This is a genomic window from Nocardia sp. NPDC056100, from assembly GCF_042266325.1.
Lineage (GTDB): Bacteria > Actinomycetota > Actinomycetes > Mycobacteriales > Mycobacteriaceae > Nocardia.
In genome coordinates this window covers 596783-615017 of sequence record NZ_JBHJVY010000002.1, presented here as the reverse complement: position 1 = coordinate 615017, position 18235 = coordinate 596783, and the positions used below count along the sequence as shown (strand labels likewise).

Genomic DNA, 18235 nt, shown 5'->3' with positions numbered 1-18235 from the left:
GGCGAATTGTCGGCTCCGGGGCACGCCTTGATTACCGTCAGTGAGATAGCCGGAAATTCACCCATAGCGGTCGCAGTCCGTTGTGTAAGGAGAGTCGTGGCACCGAAATTCGCAGGCAGGATCGCGCACGATATCCGGAATTCGACGCCGGACTGGGCACCGTACGTGGAGCCGGGCGCCCCGGAGGGTGCGCCGAACGTCCTCTACATCGTGTGGGACGACATGGGATATGGCTCATGGGATCTGTTCGGCGGGTTGGTCGAAATGCCGAACATGAAACGGCTGGCCGATACCGGGATCCGGTTCACCCAGTTCCACACCACCGCACTGTGTTCCCCGACCCGGGCCGCACTGCTGACGGGCCGGACACCGGGGTCCAACGGTATGACCGTGATCGGTGAGATGGCGGACGGATTCCCGAACGCCTCCTGCGTGATTCCCAAGGAGAACGGCTTCATCTCCGAAGTGCTGCGCGCGAACGGCTACAACACGATGGCCGTCGGCAAATGGCATCTATCTCCGGCGACGGAGATGTCGCTGGGCGCGTCCAAACGGACCTGGCCGCTCGGACGGGGATTCGACCGCTTCTACGGATTTCTCGGCGGTCTGACCGATCAGTGGTACCCGGATCTGTGGTACGACAATCACCAGATCGACGCCCCCGCAAAGCCTTCCGAGGGCTATCACCTGTCCAAGGACCTGACCGACCACGCGATCGAATTCATTTCCGATTCGCTCGCGACCGCGCCGAGCAAGCCGTGGCTGATGTACTTCTGCCCCGGCGCCTGCCACGCACCGCACCATGTGTTCAAGGAATGGTCGGACCGCTACCGCGGCACGTTCGATATGGGATATGAGCAATACCGGCGCATCGTGCTGGCCCAGCAGAAGCAACTGGGCCTGCTGCCCGAAGACGTCGAACTGCCCGACATCAACCCGCTCGGCGATGAGACCAGCGCCGACGGATCCCCGTGGCCCGAATCCGACATCGTCAAGGCGTGGGATGAGCTTTCCGACGCCGAACAGAAGCTGTTCGTCCGCCAGGCCGAGGTGTTCGCCGGTTACGCCTCCTACACCGACGATCAGGTCGGGCGATTGCTGGACTACCTCGAGCAGACCGGGCAGTTCGAGAACACCATCATCGTCGCGGTCTCCGACAACGGCAGCTCGGCCGAGGGCGGTCCTGAGGGTTCGGTCAACGAGAACCGCTGGTACAACGGCGTTCCCGAGAATGTCGAGGAGAACCTGAAGGTCGCCGACCAGCTCGGCACCGAATCCACCCATCCGCACTACTCCAACGGCTGGGCGATGGCGTTCAATACGCCGTTCAAGATGTACAAGACGAACGCGGCCTGGGAAGGCGGTACCGCCGACCCGATGGTCATCTCCTGGCCGCGCGGTCTCCGAGCCCGTGGCGAGGTCCGCCACCAGTATCTGCACGCCATGGACGTGGTGCCGACCCTGTACGACCTGATCGGCATCACTCCACCGGAGTCCGTCGACTCGGTACCGCAGAGCCCGATCGAAGGTGTCAGCATGGCGTCGGTGCTGCGCGACGATGCCGCACCGACGCCCAAGCACACCCAGTTCTTCTCCATGTTCGGAACCCGCGCGATCTGGCGGGATGGGTGGCAGGCCAATACGGTTCACGCGCCGGCGCCGAGTGGCTGGTCACACTTCGACCAGGACGAATGGCGTCTCTACCACCTCGACACCGATCGCAATCAGATGAAGGATCTCGCCGCCGAGAAGCCGGAACTGCTGGCGGAATTGAAACAGCTGTGGGAAGACGAAGCCGAGCTCTACAACGGCTACCCACTCGAGGACCGCACCGTCGCCGATTTCGCCGGCATGGAACAGCCCAGCGTGTCCAGCAAGACCGGCCGCATGGTGCTGTTCCCGGGTGGCTCGGAGGTTCCGGAGCGCTCCTTCCCGATCGTCGGCCGCTCATTCTCGATCACCGCGACGTTGAACGTCACCGCACCGAAGGCCGAGGGCGTGATCTTCGCCGGCGGGGGCCGGTTCGGCGGCCACGCTTTGTATTTGCTGGGCGGCACCCTGCACTACGTCTACAACTGGCTCGGCGAACTCGAACAGAAGATCGTCGCCTGCCGTCCGCTGACGATCGGAAAGACAGTGGTGGGCATGGACTTTCGCAAGGAAGGCACCGACGGGCCGTCACCGACCGGAACCGCGACCCTCTACCTCGAGGCCGACACCGTCGGCTCGGCGACGATCAAGGTCCAACCCGCCTACTTCTCGCTCTCGGGCGAAGGCTCCAACGTCGGTCGCGACCGTGGCCAGCCTGTCTCCTCGGACTACGACTCGCCTTTCACGCTCACCGGCGCCACCGTCGGTGACGTCGTCATCACCGCCGGAACCGACGTATCCCTCGACTACGAGCGCGAATTGAAAGCCAACTTCCAGCGCGACTGACGGCGGACGATCGGATCGGCATGCCGGGCAACGCCTTCCAAGCCGACCTCGGCGATCTGGTTCAGGGGCAACGGAATGCGCGGCGGTAGGCGCCCGGCGTCGTGCCCACCTGTGCGCGGAAGCGTCGTCGCAGGTTCACCGCTGAGCTCAGGCCCACTCGCGTCGCGATCGCCTCCACGGGGAGTTCGGTCTCCTCGAGCAGGGCGCGCGCGGCGGACACCCGCCGCGACAGCAGCCACTCGCCGGGACTGGTGCCCAGCTGATCCGCGAAGCGCCGGGCCAGTGTGCGTGGTGAGACACTGAGAAACGAGGCCATCTCACCGACCGACAACGGGTCGTGCAGACGCGCCCCCGCCCACTCGAGCAGATCGGCCAGTGAGTCCACGGGTGCGGGCGATACCTGGTGGGTCTCATCACCCTCGCGATGCGGCGGCATGACCATGTGCCGGGCGAGCAACGCCGCGTATGCCGCACCGTGGTCGCGACGCACCAGGTGCAGGCACAGATCGATGCCCGCACCCGCTCCCGCGCTCGTGGCGACGTCACCGTGGTCCACATAGAGCACCCCGGATTCCACACGCACATCGGGGAACTCGCGCGCGAGCTGCTCGACGCGTGCCCAATGCGTGGTCGCGGAGCGTCCGTCGAGCAGGCCGGTCCGGGCGAGGGCGAAGACGCCGGAGCAGATCGTCACCAGTCGCGCCCCACGTGCGTGCGCCCGCAGTAGTGCGTCGCGAACCGCCCCCGACAACGGCGCGTCCACCGGCGACCAGCCGGGGATGAGCACCGTATCCGCGGTCGCGAGCGCTGCCAGACCGTGTGCCACCGAGATCGCGTATCCCGCGGTCGTCGGCACCGGACCGGGCGTCTCGGCGCACACCTCGAATGCGTAGTGCTGCGGTACACCTGCCCGCTCGGTACCGAATACCTCGACCGCACAGCCGAGCTCGAAGGTCGACTGCACCGGCCGCACCAGAGCGACTACACGATGCATGGCAGAAAAGTACCCCACGGTGTCGCACGGGACTCTCGCCGCCTCCGCCACCACCGGGCACCGTGGAGCGCATGCACCCCGAAATCCTCGAGCAAGCCGGATACACCTCCGCGACCGTCACCGAATCCCCTGTCCGAGAACTCTTTCCCGGTATCCGGCTGCATTCGCTGTGGCGCGGGCCGTCCGGTGCGCACGCCCATGTGCTGGAGATGGATCCCGGCACCTCGTGGCCGGTCCGGGACGTCCACGAGCCGGGACCGGAGGAGGTCTACGTGGTCGCGGGCATCTTCGACGACGGCGCCCGCGAATACCCCGCGGGCACCTTCGTGCACGCACCGGCCGGTACCTGGCACGTCCCCGCGACCGCCACCGGCTGCACCCTGTTCCTGTTCTATCCCGAAGGCTAGCCACCGGTACCGACGCACTCGTACATCGACTGAGCTCGCCCTCCGCCGGACGGGCTCAGTCCGCGTGTTTCGCACTCATCAATGGCGCGGCTTTACCCGCACCTCCGCTCGATTGCGTTGCACTGCAGCGGTATTCAGAAAAGCGCTCGGGTGGCGGGGATAACGTCGCCGATCCAGCGCCGGAGTTGGGTGTCCTCGGCGGATTCGGGCCAGTAGACGAAGGTGTCGAAGCCGGTGTCGGTAGCCAGGTCCGCCAGGATGCGGGCCCAGCCCGCGGCGTCGGTGCGGATGGGGGCCTCACCGCGCAGGGTGACCGGACCGGGAGTGTCGGTGATCGTTCCGACGAGTTGGGCCATGCGGGTGATGTCAGCGGGGTTGCGGCCGGCATCGGTTGCCGCGGACGAGATGATGTCCTGTGTGGCTCGCCATTTCTCGTAGGGCAGGTAGTGCGGGATGGGGGCGGCCCAGCCGTCGGCGATGCGGCCGGTCAGGGCATTGGCCTTGGGACCGACGCTGCCGAACCAGATTCCGACAGGGTGGGCGGGCGCGGGGCCGGATTGGACGCCGTGCACACGGTAGAGGGTGCCGTCCACTTTCGCCTTGGCACCCGGCTGCCACATGGCGCGGATGATCTCCGTCGCTTCCTCGAGGGCTTGCAGCGCTTCGGGATTGGATCGGGTCGGACCGCCCATGGCGCTGATCGCGGGCCAGAACGCACCCGCGCCCAGGGCGAGTTCGAAGCGGCCGCCGCTGAGCAGATCCAGGGTCGCGGCCTGCTTGCCGAGCATCGCGGGGCCGCGCAACGGCAGGCTTGCCACGTCCGGAAAGACCCGCAGCCGTTCGGTTTCCGCGAGTATCGTCGCGATCACCGCGAATGTGTCGGCCAGTCCGCCGGAGTACGGGTGGTCCTGGATGCCGAGCAGATCGAGGCCTTCCCGATCAGCCACCTTGGCCATCGCGCGCAGTTGCGGCAGCTCGGTCACGGTGGGCGCCAACTGAATACCGAATCGTAGGTTCACTCGGCGATCATGCCAGCCGGTCCATTAGCTGACCGAGCCGAGCACGGACTTGCCCTCGCGTGCCGCGGCTACGAAGAACGGGCCGAGATCCAGAAACCGAGTCCAGCCTTCGGTCGTCAGGCCCGCGGTCACCTCCCGCACGTCGGCGGGGTTCAAGACGAACAGATGATCATCGGAGTCGAGCGCGCTGTCCGGACCGAATCCGACGGCCTTGGCCAGATAGCGGTACGCCACAAACCAATCGGCGATGCCCTCCTCCACCTCCGCACGGCCTTCGGCGATGTGAATGAGACTGCCCAGGTCCTCTTCGTGGCGGTCCGCGTCCGGGCGAAATCCGTCGATGTCCTCGTCGGAATCGGCGTCCTCGACCAGTAATTGCAGCACATCAGGGCTCTCGAGCGCCCGTCCCAGCACACTCGGATCCACCTTGACCAACGTCAACCACATCGACACGTGCCCATGATCGCAGAGGTCGACCGAGGTTTGCCACGGCCCGCGATCACGCTTCGTACGAACGACTTTCGCCGCATTGAACGCGCTCCGGCCCCACCAGTGCGGCCAATTGTTCGAGCGTGCGCACCAACTCCAACTGTCCGTGCCGTTCGAGCGTGCGCGAGAGTGCTGTCGTGATGTACGGGCTGGTGAAGACCCCGCCGATCGTCAACCGGGTGCCCGTGTCGCACGGCTGCAGCCAGTAGGTGAACTCGCTCCGGAACCCCGAGCTTCCGCTGCCCTGCAACACGATTCGATGTGGGGCGTCGAGCACCTCGACCGTCCACTCGAATTCATTGTCCATACCGAGAATGACGACCTTCGATCGCAGGGTGGACCCTTCACTCAGTCGCGCGGGCGGTTCGTGAATGAATTCGCGATGGATGCTGAACCAGTGACCCCAGCTCGCGGGCTCGATGATGGTGTCGAACAACGCCTGTGGGGTGGCGGGCACCACCCTGGTCACTACGAGGGATCCCATGGTGCGAGCGTGCTCCTTTGCCGGTATTGGTCATGGTCTGGACCAGGGTGTGCGGGCAGGCGACCGAGTTCGTCGGCCGCGGTACGCAGCACAATGTGGAACCCGGTGGCGATCACCAAACCCATTGCGGCAGTGAGTGGCCCGGAGCCCAGCGGACTCGCAACCTCGAATCGCGTATGCCACCGCACGCGAGTGCCCGCGGGCGTCTGGTCGAACGCCAGATAACCGTCCTCATGCCGCAGACGCGGGCGCGATCGAATGATCCGGTAGCGCAGCAGTGTCGGCCTGCGGTATTCGATGATCTGTTCGGTGAGCGTGAGCAGCCGGGTCCGCACCTCACGCACGGCACCGGCTCCGGCCGAATGCACATCTCCGGGCCGAATCAGGTTGACCCGCCGGACAATCGAGACCACCGAATAGTTGGTGATATCGGTGAGCCAATCGAACACCTCACCGATCGGCGCGGTGATCGTGCGTTCCAATTCCACGGTGTACATGGCGTTCACGCCGTCGATCCGCGCGGTCGCACCGCACTCATCGTCAATAGCCAGGTGGCTCTCGCGCACAGGCCGAGGAAGCCGAAAGTGCCGAGTAGTACCAGGAATTCGAACACGGTGAGCTCAATTCCCAGAACGCGACTGAGGGTTCGCACCGCGCGTCGCCGAGGGCCCGGCTCCGATGCTGTCCACTCGTTCATTCGACACTCCTTCGTGCCTTGTCGACGCCGAGCGCATATCCCGGTCCTCGCAGGCCATGTAGATCATCTGGGTGATCGCGCGTTTCTTGTGCGCCCACAGGCGATTCGGCGCGTGCTCCAGTAGCGCCGCGGCGATGGCAGGATGCAGTATCTGCAGGCCGACCGCTCGGGGCAGCAGCAGTAGGAAGCGTCGATCGCCCAGCTGCCGACGCAGTAGGTCACCGGCACGCCATTGTCCGCTCACATCCGCCCCTCCCAGTTGCTTCGATGTGAATGGAACATAACTTAGAGCCGTCGTAACCCGACGTCAACCGGCGACCTGCCTGGCAGGCTTGCTGGTAAAACTTCGCGCATGTTGTCTCGAAAGGTTCTTCCATCGGCGTGAATTGTGAGTAACATACGCTGCGCCAGCTCTTCGCAATGCCGCGTGGAGCGTGTGGGAGGCAACGACGCAGCCGGCCGAGAGGACCAGCGCGCACGTGCCGACGGGCAGGTATGCGAAAGGATTATCCGGATGCTCAAGCGGCTGGATCGGCTACTCAGTTATGAGATGAAGGTGTCGGAGTTTCTCGGCACGCTCATCATTCTCGGAATCCCCTACGGGCTGGTGGGTCTCATCTGGACCCTCACGCACACTTCACATCTCAAGCAGATGCACGGAATCGACGTGATCGTCTCATTCCTGGGTTCGATCGTGTGCTGGCCGGTGCTCACCTTCTCGAATGTGTGCATGACGTAGATGATGATTCTGGTCTGGCTCATCGACATCCTGGTGATCGGCGTCAAGATCCTCGGTGGGCACATGAAAGTCAATCCCGTACTCCGCTTCGGTCTCTGGCTCGCGGTGCTGAGCACCGTCGCCGCAGGCGTCGCGGTTCTCGGCTTCGGCCTGGTACTGCTCGAGCGGCAACTGTCGGACACGGCCTGATCCTCCGATTTCATCGGACGAATGAACAATTACTTGTGCTGACCTGCTCCCGTTGTCAGACGCGGGAGCAGTCAGCCAACATGACGAGAATGATCAGTTACATAATTCTTGTCCCACACCACTGTGGTGTGCAACACTTCACACGCTCCGCCCCAGCGCTGGGGAATCGATCCCATATTCCGGCGGCGGTGAGCGGCTAGAAAGGATCGGCGACCCGTGACTGCCACTTCGGAAAGAGCGCCGGCGCGCGAGCGCGCTCCGGAACCGGGCGAACTGGAGAAATTCAGTGCCAGCGCCACCGAGCTGTGGCGCCGCCACCCCCAGCAGTCGCTGGAGACCCTCGGCCGGCAGGTGAGCCTGGGCCGAGATGCGTTGGCGCAGTTGCTCATATCGATTTTCCGGCGGCGCTTCCCGTATCGCGAATTCATCAAGCAGTGCTCGTTCATGACGAGCGTTTCAGCGATTCCGACCGTGCTGGTCGCGGTGCCGATCGCGGTCGTGGTCTCAATTCAATTGGGCGCGTTGGTGAATCAGGTCGGCGCGACCACATTCATCGGCGCGGTCGCCGGGCTCGGCATCATCCGCCAGGGCGCGCCACTGGTCACCTCGCTCATGATGGCCGGTGCGGTCGGCTCGGCCATTGCCGCCGATCTGGGCTCGCGCACCATTCGCGAGGAGATCGACGCCATGATGGTCATGGGCGTGGACCCGGTGCGACGGCTCGTCGCGCCCCGCCTGGCCGCGGCGGTGCTGGTGAGCATGCTGCTGTGCGGATTCATCGTGTTCGTGGGATTCGCCACCGCGTACCTGTTCAACGTCTACGCCCAATCCGGTACGCCGGGCTCGTTCATCGCCTCGTTCGCATCCTTCGCCGTCGCCAATGATCTGGTGATCGCGCTGGTCAAAGCCGCCGTCTTCGGTCTGCTCACCTCGGTGATCGCCTGCGATATCGGCTTGCACGCCAAGGGCGGTCCCGGCGGTGTGGCCAACGCGGTCAACTCGGCCGTCGTCACCGCGGCGCTGATGACGTTCGCCACCAACGTGATTCTCACCCAGCTGTACAACACCCTCTTCCCGACGAAGGTGATCTGAGGTGGGCAGCAGCTACACTCCCCCGGCACTCAAACCGGTCCGTGTGCTCGGCAGTGCGGTCGCCGCGCCGGTGCAGGCCAATCAACGGCTGGGTCATCAGGCGTACACGTTCTTCCAGGCGTTCATCGCGGTTCCGTTCGTGCTCAAGCACTATCGCAAGGAAGTACTGCGCCTGACCGCCGATGTCGGCTGGGGCAACGGTTCGCTCGTGGTCGGCGGCGGCACCATCGGCGTGGTGATCATGCTGTGCGGATTCGCCGGTGTCACAGTCGGTATGGAGTCCTTCACCGCGTTGAACCTGCTCACCATGAGCCCGCTGACCGGCGCGATCTCCGGCTTCGCCACCACCCGCGAACTCGCGCCGGTCATCGCGACGCTGGCGGTCGCCATTCAGGCCGGATGCCGGTTCACCGCGCAACTCGGCGCCATGCGCATCTCCGAGGAGATCGACGCGCTGGAATCCATTGCCATCCGGCCACTTCCGTACCTGGTGACCACCCGGATGATCGCGGCGACGCTGACCATCATCCCGCTCTACAGCGTCGGTCTCGCGGTGGCGTATCTGGCCACCAAGCTGTCGGTACTGTTCCTCGGCGGCACCACGGCGGGCACCTACGACCACTACTTCTTCCAATTCCTGCTCGGCCCGGACGTGTTCTGGTCACTGTTCAAAGTCGTTGTCTTCGTGCTGATTTCGACCTTCATCCAGTGCTACTACGGCTACACCGCGACCGGCGGCCCCGAAGGCGTCGGGGTCGCGGCCGGGCGCGCGATCAAGATGGTCATCGTTGTCATGGTGTCGGTGAATCTGCTGCTGACACTTGCGATCTGGGGCATCGACCCCGGATTCCGGATCTCGGGGTAGGTGATTCGATATGCTGCTCGACCCCAGCGGTCGCGGTCCCACCGCCCGCCAACTCTCCCTCTACGGCCTGATCCTGCTCACCGCCATCGCGGTACTGCTCTACCTGCTCGCGCTGCGCTACAACGGCCGGTTCGAGGACAAGGTGCCCGTGGTGGCGACCTTGACCAGCACCGGCGACGGCCTGCCCGCCAATGCCGACGTCAAGTTCCGAGGCATGGTCGTGGGCCGGGTCGACACCGTCGACATCGTGTCCAAAGGTGCGAGTCAGCGCGCCTCGCTGTGGCTCAAACCCGGTATCGCCCAGACGATTCCGGCGACGGTGACCGCACGCGTGATCCCGAACAATATCTTCGGCGTCACCGCCATCGAGCTGGTCGACACCACACCCACCACGCAGACCCTGCGTGCGGGCGCGACGATCGCCGAGGACACCAGCGCGGCCACCGTGCAGCTCCAGAGCACCCTGAATGTGCTGCGCACCGTGCTGTCCAATATCCAGCCCGAGAAGCTGGGCCGGGTGCTCGCCACCCTGGCCGCGGCCCTGGATCCCAGCGCTCGTGTGCCCGGATCCACCATCGAGCGGCTCGACAATTGGATGACCCAGGTGCGCGGTCTCCCCGAAATGGGCGATCTGCTGGGCAATCTCGGTCGCGCCGCCACCGCGGTGAGCCAGTCCGCACCGCAATTGGTGCAGGTGCTCTCGCAATCGGTGACGACCGCCAAAACCCTCACCGAACAGCGCGCGTCGCTGGTCGCCCTGCTGACCAACGGTGGCACCGCCATCGATTCGGTGAACGAATTGTTCGCGGCCAGCCCGGATTCGGGCAAGGTCCTGGTATCGGGACTGAACGAGCTGTTCGGCAGCCTCGCCCAGGATCCGCAGGCCATCCCGTACGCGATCTCCAATCTCAATACCGCCCTGCAACGGCTACAGCCGACCTTCAGCTTCGGCCCGCACAAGCAGATGGTGTGGACGATGGATGTGAGCCTGACCCCATTCCAGCAGTACGTGGCCAAGGACTGCCCGCACTACGGGAACCTGTACGGCCCGCGCTGCGGAACCCCGACCGTCGCGGATTCTGCTCCGGCACAGGACTATCCGTCCCAGCTGTTGCCCCAGCATCTCAATTCGGCCGGACCCGCACCGCAACCTCAGACGCCGGGACAGATCAGTGTTCCCGGGCTGCCGCCGCTCCAGATTCCCGGCCTGCCACAGATTCCGGGTCTCACCGCACCGGCGTCGACGACCCCGTCCGGTGACGGCACCGTCGCTCCGGCCGCGCTGCGCGGCAAGGACGCGGTGGCAGCGGTGGTGGGCGGCGAACCGAATATGGCGCAGGTGCTGCTGCTCGGACCGGTGCTGGCCGGTGGGCACGTCGCGTACGCGAAAGGTGGTGACCAGCAGTGAAATCGGGTAGGGCAACGATCGGGTTCAGCCTGTTCGCGATTATCGCGGTGGTGCTGACCTACACCATCTGGTCGACGCTACAGCGCTCGGTCGCCGGTGGCACACACAGCTATTCGGCCGTGTTCTCCGATGTCCTGGGTCTGCGGATCGGCGATGACATCCGCATGGCCGGGGTGCGCGTGGGCCGGGTGGACAAGATCGATTTCACCGACGATTACCGGGCACGCGTCGACTTCCGCATCGAGGACGACCAGCACCCCACCGATACGACGAAAGCCCTTGTGCGCTATCAGAATCTCATCGGACAGCGGTACGTCGCGCTGATCGCGGGCAAGGACCCCGGATCGCCGATGCGCCCCGGTGACGCCATCCCCATCGAGCGGACCGAACCGTCCTTCGACGTCTCGGCCATGCTCTCGGGCTTCGAACCGCTGTTCAGCGTGCTGCAACCGGATCAGGTGAATTCGCTCTCGGACACCCTGATTCAGGCGCTGCAAGGCAACACCGTTTCGATGAGCGCGCTGATCACCCAGGCCGCACAGCTGGCGGGCACTTTCGGCCAGCGCGATCAGATCCTCGGCGATGTGCTGACCAACCTGAGCAGCGTGATCTCCGGATTGGCCAATCGCAGCAGCGAACTCGAAACGCTGATCACCCAGGCGCGCAGCCTGATGCAGGGTCTGTACGCCCAGGGTGAGGCGCTCAAGAGTTCGGTCGATCAGGTCGCCACCGCGACCGACTCGCTCGTCTCGCTCATCGGCGCGGTCAAACCCGGTTTGGCGCGCGCGCAGAACGACGCCTCCGCGGGCGTGGCACTGCTGCTGCTCAATGGCGCGTCGCTGGACAAGGCGGCGGTCGAGCTCCCGGCGATGCTGAACCGGGTGTCCACCTTCACCAGTTACGGCGCGTACGCCAACGCGTACATCTGCCGACTGGATGTCTCGCTGTGGGGCGTGCTCCTGCCCCCGGGCCTGTTCTCCCAGGTCGGCGGCCCCGCCCAGTCGGAGGTGTGCCGATGATTACCACCGCACGTGAACTGCTCTTCAGTGCGTGGCGCAATCGCTATCTGCGCGTGGGCGTACTGGCCTCGCTGACCGTGGTGCTGCTGCTGGTCGGCTCGACCGCGATCAAACAGGCGCGGCTGGGCGATAAGACCATCGAAGCCGAGTTCGCCCAGGCCGCCGGTCTCAAATCCGGTGCGACCGTGGATATCTCGGGAATCGATGTCGGGCAGGTGAGTTCGGTCCGCCTGGACAACGGCAAGGTGCTGGTGGAGATGAAGGTGCGCAACGATCTGCGCCTGGGCGCGGATGCCACGGCCGGTATCAAACTCTCCACCATCCTGGGGCGACTGCATGTCGAGCTGACACCCGGCGATGGAAAAGGGCTGCCGGGCAACCGCATTCACCTCGATCGCACCACCGTGCCGTACAACCTCGGCAAGGTGGTCCAGGATCCGCAGTACAAGAACCAGTTCGAGCGTATCGAGGGCATCGACCCCGCCAAACTGCGCCAGGCCCTGGATACGGTGAATCAGCAGATGGGTGACTCCCCGCAGCTGGCCGTGCAGGCGCTGGACAGTATCGGCGCACTGGCCAAGGTGATCAACGATCGCCGCGACGCGGTGGACAGCCTGCTCAAGGGTATGGACAAGGTCTCCCAGCTGGCCTCGGACAATCAGAACAGCGTGCTGCTACTGCTCACCCAGGGCCAGGCCATCGGCACCGCGGTACAGCAGCGCCAGGATCTGCTGCGCAAATTGCTCGACAATGTGGCCTCGCTGTCCAAGACCTTGCAGGACATGGGCCTCGAGAACAACAACCAGATCGGCCCGCTGATCCAGGACCTGAACACCATGTCCCAGGGTCTGCAGAAGAACAAGGACAATCTCGACCGGCTCTACGAGATCATGCCGGTCGCACTGCGGCAGTTCAACAATGCGCTCGGCAATGGCCCCTACGGCGAGGTGTACGCGCCGTGGCTGTTCCCGGACAACTGGTTGTGCTTCGCCCAGGCCATTCAGGGGTGTAGGTGATGAAGAGCCGAATTATCGCCAAGCTGGCCGCGCTGTGCTGCGCGGCCACCGTGGCGGCCGGATGTGGGCTGCTGCCGGACAGTTTGACCGCGATTCCCAATGAGTATCTGGGCAAGCGCATGCGCATCAGCGCCGACTTCGAAAGCGTCGCGGGCCTGTACGCGGGCAATGAGGTCGCGGTGCTGGGTGTTCCGATCGGGAGCGTCGAATCTGTCACCCCGCGTGGCAGTTACGTCGAGGTCGTGATGAATGTCGACTCGACGGTCAAGATTCCCGCCGATGCCTTTGCCGCACTGGTGAATCCGCAGCTGATCACCAATCGGCATGTGGAGCTCACCCCCGCCTACACCGGCGACGGACCTGTCATGGCGGCCGATGCGCATATTCCCTTGCCGCGCACCAGGGTTCCGGTCGAGCTCGATCGGATTCTGGAGAACTTCGACAAGCTCGGGGCCGCGCTCAAGGGCGATAACGAGACCGGGCCGATGGCCAGCCGGGTGCTGTTCCCGCTGCTGGACGGCAATGGCGACAAGTTGCGCGAGACATTGGATGCGCTGTCCTCGGCGTTCGAGGTGACCCTGGCCAATAAGGACCAGATCGCCAACACCATCGTCAAGCTCAACGACATCACCCAGATCATCGCGTCCAACGATGACACGGTCCGCAGTTTCAGCGGGACGCTCACCCAGCTGGTGGATCTGCTCGGGCAGCAGGCTCCCGGGTTGCAATCGGTGCTCACCCAGCTCAATGACTTCCTGAACAACACCGCTGCCCTGGTCGGGGACAACAAGGATCAACTATCGGGCGCGCTGACCCGATTCGTCGATATCGCCGGGCAGATGCGAGCCAATGCCCGCTCGCTGACCGAGATCGTCGATGTCGGCCCGCTCATGTTCCAGAACCTGTCCAATGCCACCAGCCGCGAACATCAGGCGCTGCGCCTGCACGGCCTGCTCGACAAGATCGTGCTCGACAGTGAGGCGCTGTCCACCTTCTGCGAGCGCATTCAGATGCGCATGGACGGCTGCCGCACCGGCAAGATCGCCGACTTCGGCCCCGACTTCGGGCTCACCGCCGCCCTGCTGGGCATCACGGAGATGAAATGAGCAGACCAACCAGATCCCTTGCGGCGGCGGCCATTACCGCCGCCACGCTGGCCGGGAGTACCGGCTGTGCGGTCACGGTGCAGAACATGCCGATGCCCAAACCCGGAATCGGCGCGCCCGGCTACACCATTCACGCGGCGTTCCGCGATGCGCTCAATCTGCCCGATCACGCGCACGTGAAGATCGGCGGCAGCGATATCGGCGTCGTCACCAATATCAAGACGACCAATTTCATCGCCGATGTGGAAATGCTTATCCGCCAGGACATTCAGCTGCCCAAGGGCACCACGGTCGAACTGCGCCAGGCCACTCCGCTGGGAGATGTGTTCGTCGCCATGACGCTGCCGTCCGCGCAGGACGCCGGGCCGCTGCTGCATTCGGGCGACACCATCGGCACCGACTCCACGGCCACGGGCGCGTCGGTGGAACAGCTGATGATGTCGGTGTCGATGCTGATCAACGGCGGCGGCATCAACCAGGCCGCCAAGATCACCACCGAGTTGAACTCCATGTTCGCCGGGCGCGGACCACAATTGGCGCACCTGCTCACCGAGATGACCGCGACCATCGAGGCGCTGAACAAGCGCACCGGGGATATCGACAATGTGCTGACCGGGCTGAATACGCTCGGCGGTGAACTCGCCAGCCGCAAGGCCGAACTCGGCCAGGCCGCCGACACCTTCCCCGGCCTGATCGGACTGTTCACCGAGAACAACCAGCGCATCGTGGACCTGCTGACCAAGGTGTCGACCACCATGGCCGCACTGCACGATTTCAGCGATACCACCGGCGGGGATTTCGTCAGTCTGTTCAACAGCATTCAGCAGTTGATGTCCGGATTCGCGCAATCGACCGATCTGACCGCGACGCTGGACGGGCTGCATCAGCTGTATCCCTCGTTCATGGCCAGTTTCAAAGGCCCGACACTGGCAATCGCGGCGACCGTGTCGTATCTGAGCATCGGCGCGCTCACCGATCCCAGTGGCAGCCGACTGCCCGAACTCAGTGACGTACCGGCGTTCATCGGAAGTTTCGTCCAGGTGCTGGAGAAGGTGTTCGGTCGTTTGACGAGTCCACCGCAGCCGGTGCCCGCGCCCGCCCCGGCCACCGAGGACGGTGGGCGATGAATACTCCCCTGTGGCAATGGGTGGTGCGCAGCCGGATCGCCATCGCCAATGTCGGATTGATCGTGGTGCTGGTGCTGGGCTGCGGGTATATCGGCTCGAATGTGCTGCGGTTCAATCCGATTCCGCACACCTACAAGGTGACGGTGCTGCTGTCCACCTCGGGCGGACTGCTCTCGGGCAATGACGTCACCTTCCGCGGACTGCGGGTGGGCCGGGTCGATGAGATCAAGGTAGCGGGCGACGGTGTGGCCGCGGTCGCCGAGATCGATGACTCGGCACACATCCCCTCGGACGGTGTCGTCGCGGTCGGCCGACTGTCCGCCGCCGGTGAGCAGTATCTGGACTTCCGCCCCGACTCCGATTCCGGCCCTTACCTTTCCAATGGCGCGGTGGTGGATCGCACCCGCACCAAGACACCGGTGCAGATTCAGTCGGTACTGGCCAACCTCAGCGATTTCATCGGCGGCATGAACGCCGACCGGTTGAATGTGATCGTCGACGAACTCGACAAGGCGCTCGCCGGTGGACCGGATCGGTTGCGCAATATGGTTTCCGGGATCAGCCGGGCCATGTCCGGGCTCAATGATCTGCTCCCGCAGACCAAACAGCTGCTGGAGAATCTCAGCGTCATCGGGGCGACGACCTCGCACGCACAACCCGACCTGGGCACCATCACCTCCGCGGGCACCGCGCTGTTCCAGCAGCTGACCGCGGCCGATGCCGAGGTCCGGCATCTACTGCAAACCGGACCGGATCAGCTGGCCACCATCGGCGGATTCGTCTCCGAGACAAAGGATCCCATCACCAACCTGGTCACCAACTTCGTGGCCATCACCAAGGCCGCGAAACTGCGGGCCCCCGCGATCGCGGCGCTGTTCCCGGCCATCCGCGCGGGTTCGGAAGCCCTGGGCATTCCGGCGCACGATGGCAGCTATCACACGCTGGTGGATCCGTGGCCGCGTCCTTGGTGCGAGTACGACACCATCCCGGTGGTGCCGACCAATGCCCAAACCGACACGCGTACAAGGCTTTACAACTACTGCCTTACCAACAATCCGGCGTTGCAGGTGCGCGGCTCGGCCAATGCGCCGCGTCCCGATGTCGCCGACAACGGCGCGAGCGCGCCACCCGGTGTGACCGGTAACGAACTGTCCCAACCCGTCACTGGTCGATAGGAGAAAACTTATGAGCGGCAAGGAAATCGAGGACGACAAGCCCGACGAGGTCGTTGCGCAGGCACCCGCGGAATCGGCCACATCGGAGGAGAGCGCGGTCGTGTCGGTCGCCAAGCCCGCCGATCCGGAGGAGCCCGCGAAAGAACCGGTGGGCGAGACGAAGTCGCGCCTGCGCGCACTGTCCCTGCCTGCGGTGGGTCCCCGGGGACGCATCGCGCTACGGGCCGCCGCGGTGGTGGCGCTGGCGGCGTCCATCGGGTCGAGCGTGTTCTTCTTCCAGCGCAGCCAGCACGACAGCGATCTGCTCGCCGCGCAGGCCGATGCTCGCGCGGCGGCGTGCAAGTACGCTCCGGTGCTGGTCACCTATGACGCCAAGAACCTGGACGCGTACTTCAACGCGGTGCTCGCCGGTGCCACCGGCGAGTGGAAGACCCAATTCGACAACACCAGCAAGGATCTGCGCGATGTGCTCACGCAGGGCCAGGTGGTCGCCAAGGCCAATGAGGTGCAGTGCGCCATCCGCACCGGGGATCAGAATTCCGCCGAGGCCATCGTGGTGATCGGGCAGACCATCACCAGCCTGGGCACCCAGGGCAAGCCCGCGCCGGGGCAGCTGTCGATGGTGATGCGTCTCGAGCATTCGGGTGATCGCTGGCTGGTCAACAAGCTGAACTCGCCGCTGGTTCAGCCGCCGCAGTCGTGATGTGAAGCCGGGCAATGACTTCCGAGGAGGTGCGGGTGCATCGTCACCGCCCCAAGGATCGGCGCGCCCAGATCGCGGCGACCTCGGCCGCCGCGTTCGCCGAGCTCGGCTACCACCAGGTGAGCATCACCGATATCGGTGCGCGCCTGGGCATTACGTCTGCGGCGCTGTACCGGCACTACCCGAGCAAGTACGCGATCTTCGCCGCGGAATTGTTCCGGTTGGCCGAGGTGACGGTGGCGGCGGTGACCCTGCCGCCGCAGGCGCAGCAGTGGACGCCCCAGCGGCGGCTCGGGCACGCGCTCGAGGCCATTGTCGCCGGAACCATTGCCAATCGGCCGACGGTGGCGTTGGCGCGCAGGGAAGCTCGCTACCTGGACCCGCCCGATCGCGCCACCCTCGACGACCGGTTCGCCACGGCGACGGCGATGCTGTCGGAACTGGTCGCGGGTGTGCGCCCGGAGCTGTCGGCGCGCGAATGCGGGGTGCGCGTCATCGCAATGTTCAGCGCGGTCAGCAGCATCGGCGACCATCGGGTAGGGCTGTCGGCGAAATCGATTTCCGCACTGCTGGATTCGCTGTGCTGGGCGATAGTCGAGACGGATCTGCCCGAGCCGGAATCGATCTCGGATCGCCCGGGCACCGAGGTCGCGTCCCCGCTCAAGCATGAGCTCATGCTGCGGCAGGCGATTCACCTGTTCTATGAGCGCGGCTACGCCAACGTGAGCGTGGAAGACATTGTGCTGGCGGCGGATCTGCAATCGGCGTCGGCGCTGTATCGCTATTTTCGCAGTAAGGGCGATCTACTCACCACCGCGTTCCACCGCGTCACCGATCGGATGGTGGCGATCATCGGCCCGACCATCGCCGAATCCTCCTGTCCCGCGGAGGCATTGTCGAAGATCGTCACCTACTACGCCTCGGAGGCGCTCACCGAACGTGAACTCGCCTACGTGTACTACGCCGAGTCCGGACACCTGCCGGTCGACGAACGCACCCCGGTGCGCACGGTGCGCCGTCTGATCGTGGACCAGTGGGCGGCGCTGCTGATTGCCGCGCGACCCGAACTCTCCCCCGCCGAAGCGCACATCCTGGTGCACGCCGCATTGGGATTGGTGGTCGACTTCGGGCGCGTCTACGGCGACGATGAGAAGCTGTGCCCGCAGCGCTGGGTCATCTGGCTCATGCAGATCGCGCTGTTCTGGGAGTCACCCGCGCGATGGCATAAGTTACCCTGACTTCCGTAACGGAGCTGACGAATATCGTCCGT

Annotated in this window: 20 protein-coding genes; 14 read left to right on the top strand and 6 right to left on the bottom strand. The window is 64.9% G+C overall.

The window, feature by feature from the left end; genetic code table 11:
- The first annotated feature begins 96 nt into the window (after positions 1-96).
- On the top strand, positions 97-2436 hold the full coding sequence (locus tag ACFC0O_RS14610) for an arylsulfatase (protein ID WP_375957766.1): 2340 nt from the start codon (positions 97-99) through the stop codon (positions 2434-2436).
- Positions 2437-2497: 61 nt separating this feature from the next.
- Here the strand turns inward: ACFC0O_RS14610 and ACFC0O_RS14605 are convergent, their stop codons facing one another.
- A complete protein-coding gene (locus ACFC0O_RS14605; RefSeq protein WP_375957763.1) occupies positions 2498-3430 on the bottom strand; it encodes a GlxA family transcriptional regulator in 933 nt (310 codons plus the stop codon).
- Positions 3431-3501: 71 nt separating this feature from the next.
- On the opposite strand from ACFC0O_RS14605, the gene ACFC0O_RS14600 reads away from it, so the two are divergent.
- Positions 3502-3837, top strand: a complete 336-nt coding sequence (locus ACFC0O_RS14600; protein WP_375957760.1) for a cupin domain-containing protein — start codon at positions 3502-3504, stop codon at positions 3835-3837.
- A gap of 134 nt (positions 3838-3971) precedes the next feature.
- Here the strand turns inward: ACFC0O_RS14600 and ACFC0O_RS14595 are convergent, their stop codons facing one another.
- Genes ACFC0O_RS14595 through ACFC0O_RS14575 form a run of 5 tightly spaced genes read right to left on the bottom strand, consistent with a single transcriptional unit; the run spans position 3972 to position 6770 of the window.
- Positions 3972-4856, bottom strand: coding sequence for an LLM class flavin-dependent oxidoreductase (locus ACFC0O_RS14595; protein ID WP_375957757.1), 885 nt, complete (start codon positions 4854-4856; stop codon positions 3972-3974).
- Between the two features lie 24 nt (positions 4857-4880).
- Entirely contained in the window at positions 4881-5309 is a 429-nt protein-coding gene (locus ACFC0O_RS14590; protein WP_375957754.1) for a hypothetical protein, read from the bottom strand.
- 46 nt (positions 5310-5355) lie between these two features.
- A complete protein-coding gene (locus tag ACFC0O_RS14585) occupies positions 5356-5829 on the bottom strand; it encodes an SRPBCC domain-containing protein (protein ID WP_375957751.1) in 474 nt (157 codons plus the stop codon).
- Positions 5814-6395, bottom strand: a complete 582-nt coding sequence (locus tag ACFC0O_RS14580; protein ID WP_375957748.1) for an SRPBCC family protein — start codon at positions 6393-6395, stop codon at positions 5814-5816. Before ACFC0O_RS14580 ends, ACFC0O_RS14585 begins: the two co-directional genes overlap by 16 nt.
- A gap of 54 nt (positions 6396-6449) precedes the next feature.
- Entirely contained in the window at positions 6450-6770 is a 321-nt protein-coding gene (locus tag ACFC0O_RS14575) for a hypothetical protein (protein ID WP_375957745.1), read from the bottom strand.
- Positions 6771-7040: 270 nt separating this feature from the next.
- On the opposite strand from ACFC0O_RS14575, the gene ACFC0O_RS14570 reads away from it, so the two are divergent.
- The 12 genes from ACFC0O_RS14570 (at position 7041) to ACFC0O_RS14515 (ending at position 18203) form a co-directional block, all read left to right on the top strand.
- Positions 7041-7265, top strand: a complete 225-nt coding sequence (locus tag ACFC0O_RS14570) for a hypothetical protein (protein WP_364648245.1) — start codon at positions 7041-7043, stop codon at positions 7263-7265.
- Complete coding sequence (locus ACFC0O_RS14565) at positions 7266-7454, top strand: hypothetical protein (protein ID WP_375957742.1); 189 nt, start codon at positions 7266-7268, stop codon at positions 7452-7454.
- A gap of 273 nt (positions 7455-7727) precedes the next feature.
- Complete coding sequence (locus tag ACFC0O_RS14560) at positions 7728-8546, top strand: MlaE family ABC transporter permease (protein ID WP_375960720.1); 819 nt, start codon at positions 7728-7730, stop codon at positions 8544-8546.
- 1 nt (position 8547) lies between these two features.
- A complete protein-coding gene (locus ACFC0O_RS14555; RefSeq protein ID WP_375957739.1) occupies positions 8548-9411 on the top strand; it encodes an ABC transporter permease in 864 nt (287 codons plus the stop codon).
- A gap of 10 nt (positions 9412-9421) precedes the next feature.
- On the top strand, positions 9422-10819 hold the full coding sequence (locus ACFC0O_RS14550) for an MCE family protein (RefSeq protein ID WP_364648236.1): 1398 nt from the start codon (positions 9422-9424) through the stop codon (positions 10817-10819).
- On the top strand, positions 10816-11838 hold the full coding sequence (locus ACFC0O_RS14545; RefSeq protein WP_375957736.1) for an MCE family protein: 1023 nt from the start codon (positions 10816-10818) through the stop codon (positions 11836-11838). The genes ACFC0O_RS14550 and ACFC0O_RS14545 overlap by 4 nt, the downstream gene beginning before the upstream one ends.
- Positions 11835-12854, top strand: a complete 1020-nt coding sequence (locus ACFC0O_RS14540) for an MCE family protein (RefSeq protein WP_375957733.1) — start codon at positions 11835-11837, stop codon at positions 12852-12854. The genes ACFC0O_RS14545 and ACFC0O_RS14540 overlap by 4 nt, the downstream gene beginning before the upstream one ends.
- A complete protein-coding gene (locus tag ACFC0O_RS14535; RefSeq protein WP_375957730.1) occupies positions 12854-13960 on the top strand; it encodes an MCE family protein in 1107 nt (368 codons plus the stop codon). The genes ACFC0O_RS14540 and ACFC0O_RS14535 overlap by 1 nt, the downstream gene beginning before the upstream one ends.
- Positions 13957-15087 (top strand): MCE family protein, encoded by a 1131-nt coding sequence (locus ACFC0O_RS14530; RefSeq protein WP_375957727.1) that lies wholly within the window; start codon positions 13957-13959, stop codon positions 15085-15087. The genes ACFC0O_RS14535 and ACFC0O_RS14530 overlap by 4 nt, the downstream gene beginning before the upstream one ends.
- Positions 15084-16262: an MCE family protein gene (locus tag ACFC0O_RS14525; protein ID WP_375957724.1), complete on the top strand. Its 1179-nt coding sequence runs from the start codon at positions 15084-15086 to the stop codon at positions 16260-16262. Before ACFC0O_RS14530 ends, ACFC0O_RS14525 begins: the two co-directional genes overlap by 4 nt.
- Before the next feature lie 10 nt (positions 16263-16272).
- Positions 16273-16965 carry a hypothetical protein gene (locus tag ACFC0O_RS14520; protein WP_375957721.1) on the top strand — a complete coding sequence of 231 codons (693 nt, stop codon included), beginning with the start codon at positions 16273-16275 and terminating at the stop codon, positions 16963-16965.
- 14 nt (positions 16966-16979) lie between these two features.
- The gene (locus ACFC0O_RS14515; protein ID WP_375957718.1) at positions 16980-18203 is read left to right on the top strand and encodes a TetR/AcrR family transcriptional regulator; all 1224 of its coding nucleotides are present in this window, start codon (positions 16980-16982) and stop codon (positions 18201-18203) included.
- Positions 18204-18235 lie beyond the last annotated feature (32 nt).

Bases quoted from the DNA above. Each gene is read 5' to 3' on its own strand.
- ACFC0O_RS14565 (WP_375957742.1), top strand. From the start codon at position 7,266: ATGATGATTCTGGTCTGGCTCATCGACATCCTGGTGATCGGCGTCAAG.
- ACFC0O_RS14535 (WP_375957730.1), top strand. From the start codon at position 12,854: ATGAAGAGCCGAATTATCGCCAAGCTGGCCGCGCTGTGCTGCGCGGCC.
- ACFC0O_RS14520 (WP_375957721.1), top strand. From the start codon at position 16,273: ATGAGCGGCAAGGAAATCGAGGACGACAAGCCCGACGAGGTCGTTGCG.
- ACFC0O_RS14525 (WP_375957724.1), top strand. From the start codon at position 15,084: ATGAATACTCCCCTGTGGCAATGGGTGGTGCGCAGCCGGATCGCCATC.
- ACFC0O_RS14530 (WP_375957727.1), top strand. From the start codon at position 13,957: ATGAGCAGACCAACCAGATCCCTTGCGGCGGCGGCCATTACCGCCGCC.
- ACFC0O_RS14540 (WP_375957733.1), top strand. From the start codon at position 11,835: ATGATTACCACCGCACGTGAACTGCTCTTCAGTGCGTGGCGCAATCGC.
- ACFC0O_RS14570 (WP_364648245.1), top strand. From the start codon at position 7,041: ATGCTCAAGCGGCTGGATCGGCTACTCAGTTATGAGATGAAGGTGTCG.
- ACFC0O_RS14585 (WP_375957751.1), bottom strand. From the start codon at position 5,829: ATGGGATCCCTCGTAGTGACCAGGGTGGTGCCCGCCACCCCACAGGCG.
- ACFC0O_RS14605 (WP_375957763.1), bottom strand. From the start codon at position 3,430: ATGCATCGTGTAGTCGCTCTGGTGCGGCCGGTGCAGTCGACCTTCGAG.
- ACFC0O_RS14550 (WP_364648236.1), top strand. From the start codon at position 9,422: ATGCTGCTCGACCCCAGCGGTCGCGGTCCCACCGCCCGCCAACTCTCC.
- ACFC0O_RS14515 (WP_375957718.1), top strand. From the start codon at position 16,980: ATGACTTCCGAGGAGGTGCGGGTGCATCGTCACCGCCCCAAGGATCGG.
- ACFC0O_RS14600 (WP_375957760.1), top strand. From the start codon at position 3,502: ATGCACCCCGAAATCCTCGAGCAAGCCGGATACACCTCCGCGACCGTC.